This is a genomic window from Sessilibacter sp. MAH3 (assembly GCF_054658275.1).
In genome coordinates this window covers 34,239-51,136 of record NZ_BAAGIE010000022.1, presented here as the reverse complement: position 1 = coordinate 51,136, position 16,898 = coordinate 34,239, and the positions used below count along the sequence as shown (strand labels likewise).

Genomic DNA, 16,898 nt, shown 5'->3' with positions numbered 1-16,898 from the left:
TATTGGCAATATATACACGAGGAGATAACGTGATCGATCAGATAATTCCCTTCGAAAAGTTGGGTATGAACGACGTTGAAAAAGTCGGCGGTAAAAATGCTTCACTCGGTGAAATGATTAGTAACCTAACCGATTTGGGCGTTTCAGTACCAACCGGCTTTGCGACCACTGCGGAGGCTTTCCGAACATTTTTAAGCCAAAGCGGTATCGACGATCGCATTCACAAAGTTCTGGATGAACTCGATATTGAAGATGTTAACGCCTTAGCCGCAGCTGGCAAGCAAATCCGTCAATGGGTTGTTGAAACGCCGTTAACACCTGAGCTAGAACAAGCAATTCGTGCCGCCTACACCGAAATGTGTGGCGACATTGGTGACGTTGCTGTTGCCGTCCGCTCTTCAGCAACCGCAGAAGATTTACCAGATGCCTCATTCGCAGGCCAGCAAGAAACCTTCTTGAACATTAGAGGTATTGAAAACGTACTTCACTCTGTAAAAGAAGTATTTGCCTCGTTGTTTAACGACCGTGCGATTTCTTATCGAGTACACCAAGGTTTCGATCACAAAGAAGTTGCGCTATCGGCGGGTATTCAGCGCATGTGTCGCAGTGAGACCGGCGCCTCGGGTGTTATGTTCACTATTGATACCGAATCTGGCCACCGTGATATGGTGTTCATTACCTCTTCTTATGGTTTGGGTGAAATGGTTGTTCAGGGTGCGGTTAACCCAGACGAATTTTACGTACACAAACCAACGTTAGAGAAAGGCTTTAAAAGCGTTATTCGCCGTACTCTAGGTTCTAAAAAAGCGAAAATGGTTTATGGCGCCAAAGCGGAAGCAGGTAAGTCTGTTGAAGTTGTACCGGTACCAGAAGATCTACGCACTCAGTTTTCTATCTCTGATGAAGACATTCTAGAGCTTGCCAAGCAAGCGATGATCATCGAAAAACACTACGGTCGTCCAATGGATATCGAGTGGGGTAAAGATGGCGATGATCAGAAAATCTACATCCTTCAAGCGCGTCCAGAAACTGTTCGCAGCCAAATGAGCACCCAAAAAATGGAGCGCTACCGCATTAAAGAAACCAGCGAACTGTTGGCTTCTGGTCGTGCAATTGGCGACAAAATTGGTGCTGGTAAAGTACGCGTTGTATCTGGCCTTGAAGAAATGGATCAGGTTCAAGAAGGCGACGTATTGGTTACCGATATGACCGATCCGGATTGGGAACCGGTAATGAAGCGTTGTGCGGCTATCGTAACCAATCGTGGTGGCCGTACTTGTCACGCAGCAATTATTGCGCGTGAATTAGGTATTCCTGCCGTTGTTGGTTGTGAAGACGCAACCAGCAGCTTAACCAGCGGCACCGAAGTAACCGTTAGCTGTGCTGAGGGTGACACCGGTAATATCTGGGCAGGTTTATTAGAATTCGAAGTGATTTCTACCGATACCACCGACATGCCAGAGCTTGAAATGGATGTCATGATGAACGTTGCTAACCCAGATCGCGCCATGAGCTTTGCGATGTTGCCAAACAAAGGTGTTGGCTTGGCGCGTTTAGAGTTCATCATTAACCGTCAAATCGGCATTCACCCTAAAGCGTTATTAAATTACGATGCTCAAACCGATGAATTGAAGAAAACCATCGATGCAATGACCTCTGGTTATCCATCGCCGGTTGATTTCTACATCGAGAAAATCGTCGAAGGTGTGGCAACTATTGCCGCGTCTTTCTACCCCAACAAAGTTATCGTTCGTATGTCTGACTTTAAATCGAACGAATACGCAAACCTTGTTGGTGGCCGTCAGTACGAGCCAGAAGAAGAAAACCCAATGATCGGTTTCCGTGGTGCTTCACGCTACGTTGCAGAAAGCTTCCGCGATTGTTTCGAGCTTGAATGCAAAGCCATGAAAAAAGTTCGTAACGAACTCGGTCTTGAAAACGTATGGTTGATGATTCCATTCGTACGTACCTTGAGCGAAGCCCAAGCCGTTGAGCAAATTCTTGCTGATAACGGTTTGAAGCGCGGTGAAGACGGCTTAAAACTCATCATGATGTGTGAATTGCCTTCTAACGCCTTGTTAGCCGATCAATTCCTTGAGTACTTCGATGGTTTCTCAATCGGTTCAAACGACATGACTCAGCTAACCCTTGGTCTTGATCGTGATTCTGGCTTGATTGCACACTTGTTCGATGAACGTAACGAAGCCGTTAAGAAAATGCTTAAAATGGCTATTGATGCGTGTCGTGCACAGGGCAAATACGTAGGTATTTGTGGTCAAGGCCCATCAGACCATCCAGATCTTGCCAAATGGTTAATGGAACAAAAAATTACTTCTGTTTCTTTAACACCAGACACCGTTCAAGAAACTTGGATGTTCCTAGCCGAAAACAGCAAGTAATTGTTGTTTAATAAGCCTAAAAAAACCCGCCTTGTGCGGGTTTTTTAGTTTTTGGCGAGTCATTTAATAATTGAAGAACACTAATTCTAAGTGGTATGTTCATAATTATCAGTTAATCGATTAAAAACACAAACTTATGGAAAACTTAGAGTTACAGCGCGTTGTTATTTTATTGCATGGCTTAGGGCGAACCGCGCGTTGTTTTAAATTATTAGAAAAACATCTTAAGCAAGAAGGGTATCGGGTTATTAATCAGAGTTATCCTTCTCGTCATTATAAAATTGAAGATTTAGCAGAAATCGCAATTCCTAACGCGTTAAAAGAATGCCCAAAAGACGCACCAATCAGTTTTGTAACCCATTCACTGGGCGGTATTTTAGTCAGAGAATATTTGCGCAAACACACCATCGAGAATCTTGATAGGGTAGTGATGCTTGGCCCGCCAAATCATGGCAGCGAAATAGTCGATAAACTCGGTTGGTTACCGGGTTTTATCTTTATTAATGGGCCTGCTGGCCTACAGCTAGAAACTAAGCCTGATGGATATTTAGCGCAACTTGGCCCGGTAAATTTTAAACTGGGTATTGTTGCCGGAACTCTTAATAAAGGTTGGTATCTAGAAAAATTTTTGCCAGAACCTAACGACGGTAAAGTAACGGTTGCAAGCACACGAATTACAGGTGAAGCGGATCATATTTGTTTACCCATAAGTCACGGTTTTATGATGAACAAACCTATGGTTATTGAGCAGGTTCTAGCTTTTTTAAAAACCGGAAGTTTTAAGCACCAGAAAAGCTAAAGGAACCTCTGATTAAATCATGGATGAGTTAATCAGAGGTTCCTAAAGTAGTATTTTAGATTTTATGTGCAGATTGCCCAAGTAAAAAACCATTACTATTAAAAAGTTAACTGCGATTTAAATGGTTTTTACGACATAAGACATAAAAATATGTTGCTAATTCCAATCTTAATAAATAAAAGCACGTATAAACATTAAGTTGCCTTACCGGTGGAGGCTCATTAATTAAATTAAGAATGACTTACTCAGAGATTCCTACAGCTTAAAACGTTTGGTTAATTCCTGAAGTAAATTAGCTCTTTCGGCTAATTCTTCCGTTGCCGAAGAAATTTCATCAATTGCTTGGCTTGCTTCGGCGGATTTACTATGCACGGTATTTACACTTTGGCTGATATTTTCAGATACTGTAGATTGTTGTTCAGTTGCTGTGGCAATTTGCGAAATCATCGAATTTATGTGTTCAACCGATGAAACTACTTTGCGTAAACTTTCTACCGTATGCTGTGCTCGTTCCGATACGGCATTTGCTTGTGTCACACTACTGGATACCACTTGCCCGGTTTGAGACGAAACTTTTTGTAACGCCTCCACAATACTGGCAATGGTTTCTGTTTCTTCGCGAGTGTTTTTGGCAAGGCTTCGAACTTCATCGGCAACCACCGCAAATCCTCGTCCTTGTTCACCGGCTCGGGCTGCTTCTATGGCGGCATTTAACGCCAATAAATTGGTTTGTTCGGCAATGCCTCTAATGGTATTCACAACCACAGTAATATTGTTGACGCGTTCTGTGAGCTGGCTTGAAGTCGCTTGTGTTTGATTTAAAAAATTAGCCACTTCGCGCATATCGCGCGTGGTTTGAAAAACTTCATCAACACTGTGTTCTAATTCTTGTTTTGCATCACGAACAATAGTAACCGCCTTTTGTGTATTGTCCGAAACTTCAACCACAGTTTCATTCATTTTTCCAATAGCATCTGCTATTTGCGCGGTACCTTTATTTTGGGCATGAAAATTAGATGTTGTTGATACCGTAATTTGCGCGAGTTGATCGGATGCGGCTGCTTGCCCGGTTGCGGAATCTAATATTTTGCCCACTAACTCTCTTAAATGGTTACTCATGGTTGCCATAGAGCTGTATATACTGTTGGGTGCAGCATTTTTATCAAAGGCATAGGCTAGGTTACCTCGTGCAACCAAGTCTGCGATTTTTACCAATTCTTCGGGTTCGCCTCCCAAGGGTTTGGTAATTGATTTTGCTAAAAAATTAGAAGCAATAATAATTACCACAAGTGCTATTGCTAAAATAGCCACAGAAATGTTAGTCAGTAAATAGCTATGAGCAAAAGCTTCGGATTTATCTATTTCCGATAAAATAACCCAATTTAAGCCTGCAACGTTTAAGGGCGAGTAGGCCGATAATACCAGGTTACCGTTGTAGTCAATGATGATATCCAATCCGGTTTCGCCGTTGATTGCTCGCGTAACCGCATCGGTATTTACAGAGCCTAATGTTGGATTCGCGAACGACGCAATAACCGAATGGCTTTTAGGATCAAAATAAGAATCCGAACGCATGAGTCTGTCAGAACCCACCAGATAGCTTTCACCCGTCTCTCCCATACCTGGCCGTTCTTGCATAATGGCATTAAGTCTACTGAGCGGAAATTGAACAATTAATACTGCAACCATTTCGGATTGATTAAATATTGGTTGCGCAACAAATCCAGTCGGTGCGTTATAAGATGGTAAATAATGAGAAAAGTCTTGAATTACAGGATTTTGATCGCGTTTATTGTTCATTGCTAGACGAAAAGCGTCTCCAAGACCACTTTGCGCATAGGGACCTGATTTTAGCGAAGTTGCAAAGTCAATTTCTTTAAAGACCGTATAAACAATGTCGCCAGATTTTGGATGAACGATAAAAATATCGTAGTACTCCAATTCCGCACGTACTTCACTCAAACTAGGATGAAGGCGAGCATGAACCTGATCGTACACAGGATAAAGAGCACTTTTAGCTAAAAGATCTTTATGACCGAGTGGATTTGAATTTTGCGCTATATAAGCGTCTTGGAGCAGAATGCCTTTATCGTCAAGTTTACCAAGTAAATCGCTGACTTTTGGCAATATTTCTGAAGGGTTTTGACGTTTAAATTCTGGCAAAAAATTATCTTGATAGTTTTTTTCGAGACGTCGCCGAGCTTCGTCAATACTCCCGGCCTTGTTATCTAAATCGTTAATGAAACGATTGTAGGCCTCAATAATATGAGCCGATTCTTCTATAATAAATGGGTCTTTGGTCATTAAAGAAACTTGAGAAAATATCGAGTTTAAATATCGATTTACTGAAGATTTTTTCTCTTCACGCACAGCTTCTAAGTGTGCGAACGACGTTTCTTCAAGAGCTTGGCTACTTATCCATAAAGCAGTAAAGCCAATAACAAAACAGGGCACTATGCCCATTAAACAACTCCACAACATCAATCGTTTTTTAAGAATCATTATTTTACTCGTAATAAAACCAATCTATGTGCCGCTTTATAGGCGAATATTTATTATTAATTTTTTATTAGATTTCTATAGTCCATGCTGTCTATAGCCATTCAATTAAGTGTAGATTGATTATTTATATTCGTATTGGTTGCCATAAAGAAATCATGGCATATTCCATTACTGTATTTCTGGTTTGGTCGGCGGGCAAAAACGGATATTACCATTTTCGAGGTATTACATTTTTAATTTCTAACCGTTATTTAATTCTTTAACTCTGCCATTCGAGTTGTTGATGGCTTCAAATTAATAAGCCCTTCTAAGAGAGAAACATCGATCATTTGAATGGCCCAAATTGTGCTCTTTCTGTCAGTAGTGGTGAATTGACAGTTTATTGGCAGATTCACGTCAATGAATTGATCATTTTAGTGATACTTACGAGGAAGGTTTTTACTGTGAATGTTTCTAATCGACCTGATATTCAACAGTTGCTGGTTAACATGCGAGACATGCGCTCACAGGTGCAAGTCCCAGATATTAATCACGTAGCCTTAGACGTTAAAGACAGTGTCACTTCGGTTAATCAAGCACAGGCCCCTGCATTTAATGAGCTTTTTGCCCAAGCAATTGATTCTGTAAACAGTTTACAACATCAATCAGGAGCCTTATCAAACGCTTATGCAATGGGTGACGAGTCGGTAGACATTGCCGATGTAATGATCGCAAGCGAAAAGGCTAAAATCGGTTTTCAGGCAACCTTACAAGTTCGTAATAAGGTTGTTGAGGCTTATCAAGAAATTATGAATATGGCCATTTAAGCGGTGATGTGAGTATTTGAAATGGCAGAAACTACAAGCGCGTCAATGAACAGTTCGCCCGCATCTAATAATTTATTAGAAGGGTTCAATAATTTAAATTTAATTCGCCAAGCTGGTCTTATGGTCGGCTTGGCGGCAAGCGTCGCCATTGGTTTTGCGGTGGTATTGTGGACGCAAAAAGAAGATTTTCGCCCGCTGTATGGCAGTTTAGATCGCTTAGACTCTGCGGAAGTGGTGGAAATATTAGAATATAACGACATTCGCTTTAAGGTCGATCCCAACACCAGCGCCCTGTTGGTTGCGGCAGACGATGTACACAAAGCACGTTTAAAACTCGCCGAGGCGGGCATTCCCGGTGAAGCATCGGTTGGCTTTGAATTATTGGATCAAGAACAACCTTTGGGCACTAGCCAATTTATGGAAGGTGCTCGCTACAAACGCAGCCTAGAAGGTGAACTTGCGAAAACAATCACCAGCATTAACAGCGTTAGGGCTGCGCGTGTCCATTTAGCCATTCCTAAAGAATCGGTCTTTGTTCGCAACGCCAGAAAACCGACGGCGTCGGTCTTTTTGGAGCTATTTCCGGGCAGAGGATTAAAACACGAACAAGTAAAAGCCATTGCTAATTTAGTTGCTTCGAGCATTCCGGAATTACAATTAGATGACGTAACTGTTGTTGATCAAAAGGGTAATTTATTAACAACCGGTGAAGAAATGGCAGAACTGGTTGAGGCTGCTCGTCAACGGGAATACACCCGTGAGCTTGAAAACGATTTAATTGCCCGCGTTAATGGTATTTTAAATCCGTTGGTGGGTAGCGGAAATTATCGTGCAGAAATTAGCGCAGACGTTGATTTTACCGAAATTGAACAAGCCGATGAAATTTACAACCCAGACTTAGGTGCAGTACGCAGTGAACAAACACTTGATGAACAGCGTGTTGGCTCAGAAATTATTGCTGGAATTCCGGGGGCATTAAGTAATCAACCGCCGGGCGATGCCCAAGCGCCAGAGCAAGCAAATCCACAAGACCCAACCCAACAAACGCCACCCAGTAATACTCGTAAACAAGCAACGCGTAATTTTGAATTAGATCGGACCATAAGCTACACCCGACATCAATTAGGCAAGGTAAAGCGCTTAACAGTAGCCGTGGTTGTTGACGATAAAAATATTGTTAACGCAGAAACTGGAGAAGTGCAATCACAACCTTGGACTCAAGAAGAACTGGAAAGATTAACTATACTGGTACGCGATAGCATTGGTTTTTCGGCGGTACGAGGCGATAGCGTTAATGTAATTAACAGTCCCTTCTCCGGTATTCGCGACGAAGTGAGTTATGAACTTCCCATATGGGAGCAACCTTGGTTCCTGGGTATTGCGAAACAAGTCGTCGGGTTATTAATTATTCTTGCTTTATTATTAGGATTATTACGACCTGTATTAAAAAGTTTGGCCGGTTCTGGTCTAAAAGCCAAACAAGAAGAAGAGGCGAGAGAATTAGCTGCGCTCGAAGCCTCCGGTCTTGAAGCCTTTGACGCATTGTCTGATGAAACCGTGACTTTAACCGGTGGTGATGCTCTGGCATTACCCAGTCCCGATGAGAATTTTGAACAACAACTCAACGCAATTCGTGGAATTATTGCCGAAGATGCCGGACGTGTTGCCTTAGTAATTAAAGGTTGGATTAACGAAGATGGCTGATGCCAAAGTCCCAGCGGAAAGTAACCGAACCAAACTAGAACAGGCTGCCGTTTTATTGATGAGCTTAGGCGAGGCCGATGCCGCAGAAATTTTAAAACACCTGGGTCCTAAAGAAGTACAAAAACTTGGCACAGCAATGAGCCAACTAAGTAATGTTCAACAGGCAGAAGTTGAAGCAGTATTATCGAATTTTCTTACCGAAGTAAGAACCCTAACCGGACTTGGTATGGGTGCCGATGGTTATATTCGCAATATGTTGGTGACGGCTTTAGGCGAAGACAAAGCCAACGGTTTAATTGATCGGATTTTATTAGGTGGTAATACCACCGGTTTAGATACTTTAAAATGGATGGAAGCACGCTCCGTTGCCGATATTATTCGCAACGAGCATCCACAAATTCAAGCCATTGTTATAGCGTATTTAGACGCTGACCAATCCGCCGAAATCTTGTCGTATTTTAAAGAAAATGTGCGTATGGATATCATGATGCGTGTGGCGGCATTAGATACGGTACAACCCAGCGCCTTGCAAGAATTAAATAATATTCTCGAAAAACAATTTTCCGGTAGCGCCGGTTCGCAAACTAAAACCATGGGTGGCGTTAAAGTTGCCGCAGAAATTGTTAACAATCTTGACAGTAGCATGGCTAACGAACTACTTGAATCTATCACCGAGGTTGATGAAGACTTAGGTACACAAATTCAAGATTTAATGTTTGTCTTCGATAATCTTGTAGATGTCGATGACAAAGGTATTCAATCTTTGTTGCGAGAAGTGTCGTCGGATATTCTTATTATTGCTCTTAAAGGTGCAGATGATGTACTTAAAGAGAAAATATTCAATAACATGTCAAAACGCGCCGCAGAACTACTGCGTGACGATTTAGACGCTAAGGGTCCTGTTAAATTATCAGAAGTTGAAAATGCACAAAAAGAAATTTTAATCATTGCAAGACGCATGGCCGACGCGGGAGAAATTAATCTTGGCGCTGGCGGTGAGCAAATGTTGTAAGGATGAAAAATACCAGTGCCAAACAGTGATAAGTCCAAGGCCAGTAAAGAAGTTGTTTCACTTGAAACAAACAGTGCGGTATGGGATGCGTGGAATGCTCCTGAGTTTGATTCCGAAACACATCATGTAATTTATAACTTGCAAAAAGTTAAGCAAAGAATTAATAAAAAAGAATCTGCAAAAAAATCTTCATTATCAGAGAAAAAAGGTGGGCTTGCCCCTAACTCTGAAGTCAAAGCGCCCGGCGACGAAAAACTCGATAATTCCGAAGATTCTCTAATTTCTTCACAGGACGAATTGGTTGAAGATGGTGACGAAGTAGAAGAATCTGTTGAAGACGTTGACGACAACGAGTTGAAAATTCCCAGCGCTCAAGAGTTGGAGGAATTAAGACGCAGCGTAGAGTTGGATGCGTATCAAAAAGGATTTGAAAAAGGCGAAGCACACGGTTTAGAAAGTGGAAAAAAACAAATCGACGACCAATACCAACCAGACATTGAAAAAAGCTGTAATGCGCTAAAAACTCTTACCGAAAATCTCTCCCAATCTTTAAGTCAACAAGAAGACGCTATATTACAAACACTGCTAAATACGGTTGTTACACTGGTAACCAATATAACTCGCAAAGAACTTAGCATACCAAATACTGCACTTACCGATTTAATTGAGGAGTCGCTACAAATTATTGGCGACAGTAAACAAGCTAAAACAATATTAGTTAATCCGGGTGATTTAACGTTTATTGCCGAGCGGAGTGAGCATAAATCTTGGAATTTAGTCGCCGATGAAAAAATAACAGCGGGCGGCTGCCGTATAATAACCGAAGACAGTAGTGTGGATTCAACGGTGGAAACCCGTATTAACGATACCATCGAAAAATTTCTGAATAAAGAATTTGCCAGTCATTAAGTGGTTTTATGTTAAAAAGTGATGGTGTTTAAGATGGTATATTCAACGCTTTTAAATCAACTCCAATCGTTTCAACCCAAACACATCGCACCGAGAATACCCGTTGCGGTTGGTAAATTAATTCGCGTTGTTGGCACCACCATTGAAGCCGTTGGCATTAGTGCTAATCTCGGTCAACAATGTGAAATTATTGTTGATGAAAATCGTAAAATAGAAGCAGAAGTTGTAGGCTTTTCTGAAGGTAAAACATTTTTAATGCCCATAGACAGTCTCTCGGGATTAAAACCGGGTGCTAAAGTTGTGCCTTTACCTCACCGAATGGGAATCAAAATTGGCCCAGAAATACTAGGCAGAGTCATTAATGGACTCGGTCAGCCTTTAGACGGTAAACCCATGTGGCCGGTATCGGAATACGTTGATTTTGAGGCGAAATTAATTAATCCTCTATCGCGCGCAGTCATTAAAGATCCTTTAGACGTTGGTATAAAAGCCATTAATGCATTACTAACCATTGGTAGAGGTCAACGTATTGGTTTATTTGCTGGCAGTGGCGTTGGTAAAAGTGTTCTGCTTGGCATGATGACACGATTTACACAAGCCGATGTCGTTGTGGTTGGTTTAATCGGCGAACGCGGTCGTGAAGTAAAAGAATTTATTGAGAACAATTTGGGTGAAGTGGGTAAAGCACGTTCTGTGGTAGTTGCGTCTCCGGCAGATGATCCACCGTTAATGCGATTAAGAGCCACGCAATTAGCCACTCGGGTTGCCGAATATTATCGCGATCAAGGTAAAAATGTATTATTGCTTATGGATTCATTGACGCGCTACGCGCAAGCACAGCGTGAAATTGGTTTAGCAACGGGAGAACCTCCTGCTACCAAAGGCTATCCACCGTCGGTATTTTCGAAACTACCACAATTGGTTGAGCGGGCCGGTAATGCCGACGAAGGTGGAGGTTCTATTACCGCAATCTACACGGTTTTAACAGAAGGCGATGATTTACAAGACCCCATAGCGGATAGCGCCAGAGCAATTTTGGATGGACATATTGTGTTATCGCGATCTTTAGCCGAAGAAGGACAATATCCGGCGATTGATATCGAAGCATCCATTAGCCGAGTTATGCCAAACATTGTTACACAATCTCAATTAGCGGCGGCGCAAAAATTTAAGCATTTATTATCTGTGTATCGACAAAATAAAGATTTAATCAGCATTGGTGCATACACCCATGGCGCCGACGCAACCATTGATTTAGCCATTAAAATTCGACCACAACTAAGAGAATTTATTATTCAAACTGTTCAGACTAATATTACTTATGAACATTCAATGACAATGTTATCGCAGTTAATGGCGTCCTGACCTATTATTGGCACCTCTGATTAACTCATCCATGATTTAATTAGAGAACAGAAATTGACAATGCGATTTCCAATTTCTTCTCAATTTCAATCACTTACCGTTCTTGAAATTGGCGACAGGTCCTTGTGTGGCGAGAAATTCTGGTTAATCAGAGTTTCCTACTCTAAATTGTTCCGTTTTTTAAATGATTTATTTTTTAAGTTATCTACAGAAACTGATACTTAGATAAGCAGGCTTTCACTAGCTTATTATGAAATTAATCAAAGTTTTCATTAATGTATTCTTGATACATAATTCACAATAAACAAGTTTTTTGCACGCGTATTTAGTTGTTATTTATGTCAAAATTAGATCGATTTATTCTATTATTGAAAATGGCAGAACAGGCCGAAAATAAAGCGGCGCAACTTTATAACGAGCAAAAAAAACATCTTATGAGTCACTTAAACCAACAAAAGACCATAGAAGCTTATTATTTAAATTTTCGCAATCAATTAGATAATACCACTGGTGGCTCAATTCAGGATTTGGTCAACAAACGCGCTTATTTAAAACAGCTCACTGATTTACGGGATTCTCAGCAGGCAAACTTAACCATTATTGAACAACAGACCGTAAAGGCTGAGCGTCATTGGTCAAAACTTCATCATAAACGCCTTAAAATTGAAGAGCTGATTGAGTCTATCAAACAAGATCTAACTAAAGCCGATGATCTTAGAACGCAAAAATTGTTAGATGAGCTTTCTGGAATACGTTACCACGATAAAAACTCTTAATTTTGTACTATAGGAACCTCTAATTAACTCATCCATGATTTAATCAGAGGACAGAAATTGAAAATGCGATTTCCAATTTCCTCACCATTTCAATCACTTACCGTTCTTGAAATTGGCGACACATCCTTGTGTCGCGAGAAACTCTAGGTTAATCAGAGTTTCCTATAAGAACCTCCGATTAACGCATCCATAATTTAATCAAAGAAAAGAAATTGAACGTACAATTTCCAAATTCTTTCCAATCTATTTACAATTTCAATCACTTACCGTTCTTGAAATTGGCGACGCATCCTTGCTTGTGTTGCTAGAAACTCTCGGTTATTCAGAGTTTCCTATAGAAAATTCCGATTAACCGAGCGTTTTCTATTATCTCACGCGTGAACCATTTTTAATTCCCAAAACCATCAAACTAAATGTCGTTTTTTTACGTATATCTTCCTGTTGCGCATATTTTTTTACGAAGTTCTCAATTTTTTAACTGTTAATGCCTATTTTAATAAGATATAAATGAAGAGTTTGATATTCTCGGCACAATTATAATGAGTGGTAGATAACTGACAGTATGAATATATTAATCACTGGTGGCACCGGCTTTATTGGCCGACATTTTATACAGCAATACACTCAATACCAATACACAGTACTTATCCATAATCGTCCACCTAAACATTTGCCTGACAATGTTCAAACCATTACCGATCTTAGCAAGTTAACTGACCTAAATAATTTTGATGCGGTAATAAACCTAGCCGGAGCGCCCATTGTTGGCAAACGTTGGACTGAAGAGTACAAGCAAAAAATTCGTACCAGTCGATTAAATACCACACAACAGCTTTGTACTTTATTTACCGTTACTACGAATAAACCTAAGGTTTTTCTGTCTGGGTCAGCAATCGGCATATACGGCGATACCGGCGTTGGTAAAATAGACGAAAGCAACGAGTTGAGTATTCGCGAAGACGATTTTGCGCAACAGTTGTGCCTTGATTGGGAAAAAATCGCTCGTACCATTACCGATACACGTTTGATTTTATTACGTACCGGTATTGTACTGGGTCGCGATGGCGGTGCCTTACAACAAATGCTACCGGCATTTAAGTTAGGTTTGGGCGGACCTCTTGGTGATGGTCAACAATACATGTCTTGGATTCATGTATCCGACATGGTTAAAGCGATAGACTTCTTGCTCAATTCGAGTCAGAGCGAAGGTCCATTCAATATGGTTGCTCCAAATCCGGTGACAAATTCAGAGTTTTCACAATCTCTGGCGGTTACCCTAAAGCGTCCGGGGTTTTTACGAGTTCCTAAAATTGTAATGAAATTTACCCTTGGTGAAGCTCATCAGCTATTATTTGACAGTCAGAACATTTTACCAGCCCGATTACAACAACAGGGCTTTAAATTTGATTACCCTTATATAAAAACTGCGCTTCAGGCGCTGGTGGGTAAAAAGTCATGAGCTTTGGGTTATAACATTTGCTATGAATGCTTTGCAATTTTTTGATCAATATACACTAGCCAGTCTTCGCGAAATTATGGAGGAAGATTTTCCGGCACTTTTACAAACCTATCGTGACGATGTTCTTGATAAATTCCAAACTATCGAATCATCAAAAGCAGCTGGCGAAACCTTATTATTGAAAAAAACCGTGCACAGCTTAAAAGGTAGTAGCGGCAATGTTGGTGTTATGCGCCTTATTGATATATGCCAGCATATTGAAGAACTGTGTGTACGTCGTCTTGAATCTGTTGATGCCGATGCACATTCGTTGCGTCAGTTAGAAGATAGGGTAACGTTTTATTTGAGTGCGTTATTAGAATTGAAAGAACCACTGCTTAAAGAAATAGATCTCTTGCTTGCAAACAATCCCATTTAATGTTGAATAATCTCCCAATATATTTAGGGAACTCTGATTAATCTTGTCATGTTTTAATCAGACCATTGCAATTAAAAATGCAATTTCTGATTCCTTTGCAATTTTAAACACTCACAGTGGTTGAAATTGATCACATCTCTGTTTCGCTGAAAAGTTTAGATTTCGCGGAACTCACTCTGATTTTTTCTAAATTCAAAGATCTCTGTAATTCTACTGATTACATCGGCTTGTTGTGTGCGTCTCAATAAATAGGCTTCTTGCCATAATAGTTATCTATCTGCAATTAACAAAACGCATAAATTTTTGCTGGCTGATCATTTTTAATCACTGAGTATGAGTTTGGCTCTTCATTTGCTTAGTATCCTCCATGAATTTACTTATCACTTGCGTATTAAATTTAGAGGCAAACAATTGCCTCTCTTAACATAGGTGGCCGTATGACATCTGGAATCAATGCTCTGGTCGTTAAATCCGATAAATTTGAGGTATCTGCCAATAGTAATTCTCGATCAGAGCTCCGTTCAAATGACGATAAATCGTTTGAGCAGGTTTTTGACGAAACAAATCGAAATAACGACACCAAAAAATTATCTTCTAATAATAAGGATTCCACCGACGAAAGAATTTCCAGCAAAAACAACAGTGCTGATCGAGATACGGCAACGTCTGAAAATACCGAAAATAATTCGCGCGCAGACGGCTTTCAAAACACGAGAGATGCTAGCTCTGAGCTAAGCGAGGAGAATTCATTGGAGCCAACATCGTCAACTTTGGCAACGTCGCAATCGCCACTGGTAGAAGCATTTATTTCAGATTTACACCTAGATGGTGAACTTGAGGGCCAATCGCCATTATTAATAGCGACATCCAGCACAGGCGGTTTAGGCCAATTAACAACCGGTGCGGAATTGCTTGAGCAGTCTGGGTTTGGTGGATTGTCGGCATATTCAAACTTATTGCAATCGGAAAGCTTGATATCTAAAAATAGTCTAAATGCCTCAAATGGTTTGAATAAATCTGCATTGTTGAACGTAAGTCAAGGTGACTATGAATTAAATGGCCTAGCGCTAGATTCAGATTTAAATGCAGATGTATTGGATAATAATGCGCAAAACAGCAAGTTTTCTGCAAAATTTGATAGTCTGCTTAATATTGCGGGTTTGAATAACTCTACGGAAATCGATACGCTTAATCCAATTGACAATAAAGTAAGCCAATATATTAATGGTCAGATCAGTGGTATATTAAATCCGTCAGATGCGCTTAGATCAACACCCACGACAACCAGTTTATTTGTTGGGCATGGCATAACTTCTCCCGCTTGGGGAGCGGATGTTGCCGAAAAAGTTTTATGGTTGGCGAGCCAAGGATTATCAGAGGCCGAAATTCAACTGGATCCACCGGAGCTAGGCCCATTACAAGCTAGAATTGTTGTACATAACGATCAAGCTCAAGTCAGTTTTAACAGTCACTCTTCGCAAGTACGCGATGCATTGGATCAAACGGCTAACCGCTTGAGAGAACTTTTTTCCCAGGAAGGTTTAAACTTAGTGGATGTTAATATTTCTGGTCAGTCTAATCAGGAGCAACGTCAAGAGAGTAATAACCAGGCAGAAAATGACAATCTAGTGAATTCTGGCGGTATTGAAGAAAATACGGAAGTCACCCACGTAACACCCGTGAATACTCATACCCGTTTGGTAGATAGCTACGCTTAATTTGCGTTTTAATCACTTTTGAATAAGCTCTGATTAAATTATGGAAGAATTAATCAGAGCTTTCTTACGACTGCTTAATAGAACGATTTCTTTTTAAGTCATTAACTATTGGCTTTGTAACTAAATAGTTTTTTCTTGCGATTTTGGTGTTGTTGGCTAAACATATTTTGCTCTAACCGCCATTAAAAATACTGTATTCAAAACCTAAATTCATTTAAAACGCTCGGCGACACAAGAATGTGTCGTCTGTTCTGAGTAGGGTAAGTGTTTGAGCGTGCGAAAAATTTCAAATCGCGCTTTCAATTGTTTTTTTTCTTTTCTCTGCATTATTCACGAACAAATTCATCAGACGTTTCCATTTAACAATTCTTGAAAATCCTCAAACCTGTGCTACACCAGTGAAGGCGCGATTATTCAGCATCGTGTTATTCAGGCATAGCCTTTGCTGATTCTAAATCTACAGCATTAACTACAAAAAAATGACGAGATCTTGACATGGCTGACGAAGAACAGGCAGCAGAAGAATCCAGCGGCGGTGGAAAAAAGAAACTCATTCTATTAATTGTTGGCGCTTTAATTTTAATTTCGGTTTCGGTTGGCGGAACCGTCGCAGTATTGACTATATTCAAGGAAGATCCTCCGGCTGTTGAAGAGGCTGATGATGCCGCCATGGAAGAAAAATCCATGGAGGAAACGAAAATGCCAGCGGTATATTTTCCATTAAATCCATCATTATTAATGACCTATAACGTTCGTGGTCGCCAGCGTTACGCACAAATTGATATTACATTAATGACACGGTCAGACACGGTGGTAACCGAAATTGAATTACACAGCTCGCGGGTAAGAAACGACCTAATCTTGGCGTTCTCGGGCATGGAATACGAAGAAATTCAAACCCCAGAAGGCAAAGAGTTAATGCGACAAACAGCTCTTACGGTTGTTCAAACGATCATGAATGAAGAGATCGGCGAGCCGGGAGTAGAGCAAATACTATTTACTAATTTTGTCATGCAATAACTGAGGTCTGT

Annotated in this window: 13 protein-coding genes; 12 read left to right on the top strand and 1 reads right to left on the bottom strand. The window is 40.6% G+C overall.

The window, feature by feature from the left end; genetic code table 11:
• Nucleotides 1–29: 29 nt before the first annotated feature.
• The gene (gene ppsA, locus ACYQ2C_RS13660; protein WP_460052719.1) at nt 30–2,399 is read left to right on the top strand and encodes a phosphoenolpyruvate synthase; all 2,370 of its coding nucleotides are present in this window, start codon (nt 30–32) and stop codon (nt 2,397–2,399) included.
• A 136-nt stretch (nt 2,400–2,535) separates the two neighbouring features.
• Nucleotides 2,536–3,198, top strand: a complete 663-nt coding sequence (locus ACYQ2C_RS13655; RefSeq protein WP_460103507.1) for an alpha/beta fold hydrolase — start codon at nt 2,536–2,538, stop codon at nt 3,196–3,198.
• 255 nt (nt 3,199–3,453) lie between these two features.
• Here the strand turns inward: ACYQ2C_RS13655 and ACYQ2C_RS13650 are convergent, their stop codons facing one another.
• A complete protein-coding gene (locus ACYQ2C_RS13650) occupies nt 3,454–5,661 on the bottom strand; it encodes a methyl-accepting chemotaxis protein (protein ID WP_460050499.1) in 2,208 nt (735 codons plus the stop codon).
• A 482-nt stretch (nt 5,662–6,143) separates the two neighbouring features.
• On the opposite strand from ACYQ2C_RS13650, the gene fliE reads away from it, so the two are divergent.
• The 10 genes from fliE to ACYQ2C_RS13600 all read left to right on the top strand — a co-directional run bounded on the left by fliE (nt 6,144) and on the right by ACYQ2C_RS13600 (nt 16,887).
• Nucleotides 6,144–6,506 carry a flagellar hook-basal body complex protein FliE gene (fliE, locus tag ACYQ2C_RS13645; protein WP_460050501.1) on the top strand — a complete coding sequence of 121 codons (363 nt, stop codon included), beginning with the start codon at nt 6,144–6,146 and terminating at the stop codon, nt 6,504–6,506.
• A gap of 45 nt (nt 6,507–6,551) precedes the next feature.
• Nucleotides 6,552–8,210, top strand: a complete 1,659-nt coding sequence (fliF, locus tag ACYQ2C_RS13640) for a flagellar basal-body MS-ring/collar protein FliF (RefSeq protein WP_460050503.1) — start codon at nt 6,552–6,554, stop codon at nt 8,208–8,210.
• On the top strand, nt 8,203–9,222 hold the full coding sequence (gene fliG, locus ACYQ2C_RS13635; protein WP_460050505.1) for a flagellar motor switch protein FliG: 1,020 nt from the start codon (nt 8,203–8,205) through the stop codon (nt 9,220–9,222). Before fliF ends, fliG begins: the two co-directional genes overlap by 8 nt.
• A gap of 15 nt (nt 9,223–9,237) precedes the next feature.
• Nucleotides 9,238–10,131: a FliH/SctL family protein gene (locus ACYQ2C_RS13630; RefSeq protein ID WP_460050507.1), complete on the top strand. Its 894-nt coding sequence runs from the start codon at nt 9,238–9,240 to the stop codon at nt 10,129–10,131.
• 33 nt (nt 10,132–10,164) lie between these two features.
• Nucleotides 10,165–11,496 carry a flagellar protein export ATPase FliI gene (gene fliI / locus ACYQ2C_RS13625; protein WP_460050508.1) on the top strand — a complete coding sequence of 444 codons (1,332 nt, stop codon included), beginning with the start codon at nt 10,165–10,167 and terminating at the stop codon, nt 11,494–11,496.
• Nucleotides 11,497–11,834: 338 nt separating this feature from the next.
• On the top strand, nt 11,835–12,272 hold the full coding sequence (locus tag ACYQ2C_RS13620; RefSeq protein WP_460050510.1) for a flagellar export protein FliJ: 438 nt from the start codon (nt 11,835–11,837) through the stop codon (nt 12,270–12,272).
• A gap of 562 nt (nt 12,273–12,834) precedes the next feature.
• Entirely contained in the window at nt 12,835–13,731 is an 897-nt protein-coding gene (locus ACYQ2C_RS13615) for a TIGR01777 family oxidoreductase (RefSeq protein ID WP_460050512.1), read from the top strand.
• 22 nt (nt 13,732–13,753) lie between these two features.
• Entirely contained in the window at nt 13,754–14,149 is a 396-nt protein-coding gene (locus ACYQ2C_RS13610) for an Hpt domain-containing protein (RefSeq protein WP_460050514.1), read from the top strand.
• A gap of 437 nt (nt 14,150–14,586) precedes the next feature.
• Nucleotides 14,587–15,867 carry a flagellar hook-length control protein FliK gene (locus tag ACYQ2C_RS13605; RefSeq protein WP_460103497.1) on the top strand — a complete coding sequence of 427 codons (1,281 nt, stop codon included), beginning with the start codon at nt 14,587–14,589 and terminating at the stop codon, nt 15,865–15,867.
• A 495-nt stretch (nt 15,868–16,362) separates the two neighbouring features.
• The gene (locus ACYQ2C_RS13600) at nt 16,363–16,887 is read left to right on the top strand and encodes a flagellar basal body-associated FliL family protein (protein WP_460050518.1); all 525 of its coding nucleotides are present in this window, start codon (nt 16,363–16,365) and stop codon (nt 16,885–16,887) included.
• Nucleotides 16,888–16,898 lie beyond the last annotated feature (11 nt).

Excerpts from the sequence above, each read along its gene's own strand:
- ACYQ2C_RS13655 (WP_460103507.1), top strand. The coding sequence starts at position 2,536 with ATGGAAAACTTAGAGTTACAGCGCGTTGTTATTTTATTGCATGGCTTA.
- ACYQ2C_RS13650 (WP_460050499.1), bottom strand. The coding sequence starts at position 5,661 with ATGGGCATAGTGCCCTGTTTTGTTATTGGCTTTACTGCTTTATGGATA.
- fliF (WP_460050503.1), top strand. The coding sequence starts at position 6,552 with ATGAACAGTTCGCCCGCATCTAATAATTTATTAGAAGGGTTCAATAAT.
- fliG (WP_460050505.1), top strand. The coding sequence starts at position 8,203 with ATGGCTGATGCCAAAGTCCCAGCGGAAAGTAACCGAACCAAACTAGAA.
- fliI (WP_460050508.1), top strand. The coding sequence starts at position 10,165 with ATGGTATATTCAACGCTTTTAAATCAACTCCAATCGTTTCAACCCAAA.
- ACYQ2C_RS13620 (WP_460050510.1), top strand. The coding sequence starts at position 11,835 with ATGTCAAAATTAGATCGATTTATTCTATTATTGAAAATGGCAGAACAG.
- ACYQ2C_RS13615 (WP_460050512.1), top strand. The coding sequence starts at position 12,835 with ATGAATATATTAATCACTGGTGGCACCGGCTTTATTGGCCGACATTTT.
- ACYQ2C_RS13610 (WP_460050514.1), top strand. The coding sequence starts at position 13,754 with ATGAATGCTTTGCAATTTTTTGATCAATATACACTAGCCAGTCTTCGC.
- ACYQ2C_RS13605 (WP_460103497.1), top strand. The coding sequence starts at position 14,587 with ATGACATCTGGAATCAATGCTCTGGTCGTTAAATCCGATAAATTTGAG.
- ACYQ2C_RS13600 (WP_460050518.1), top strand. The coding sequence starts at position 16,363 with ATGGCTGACGAAGAACAGGCAGCAGAAGAATCCAGCGGCGGTGGAAAA.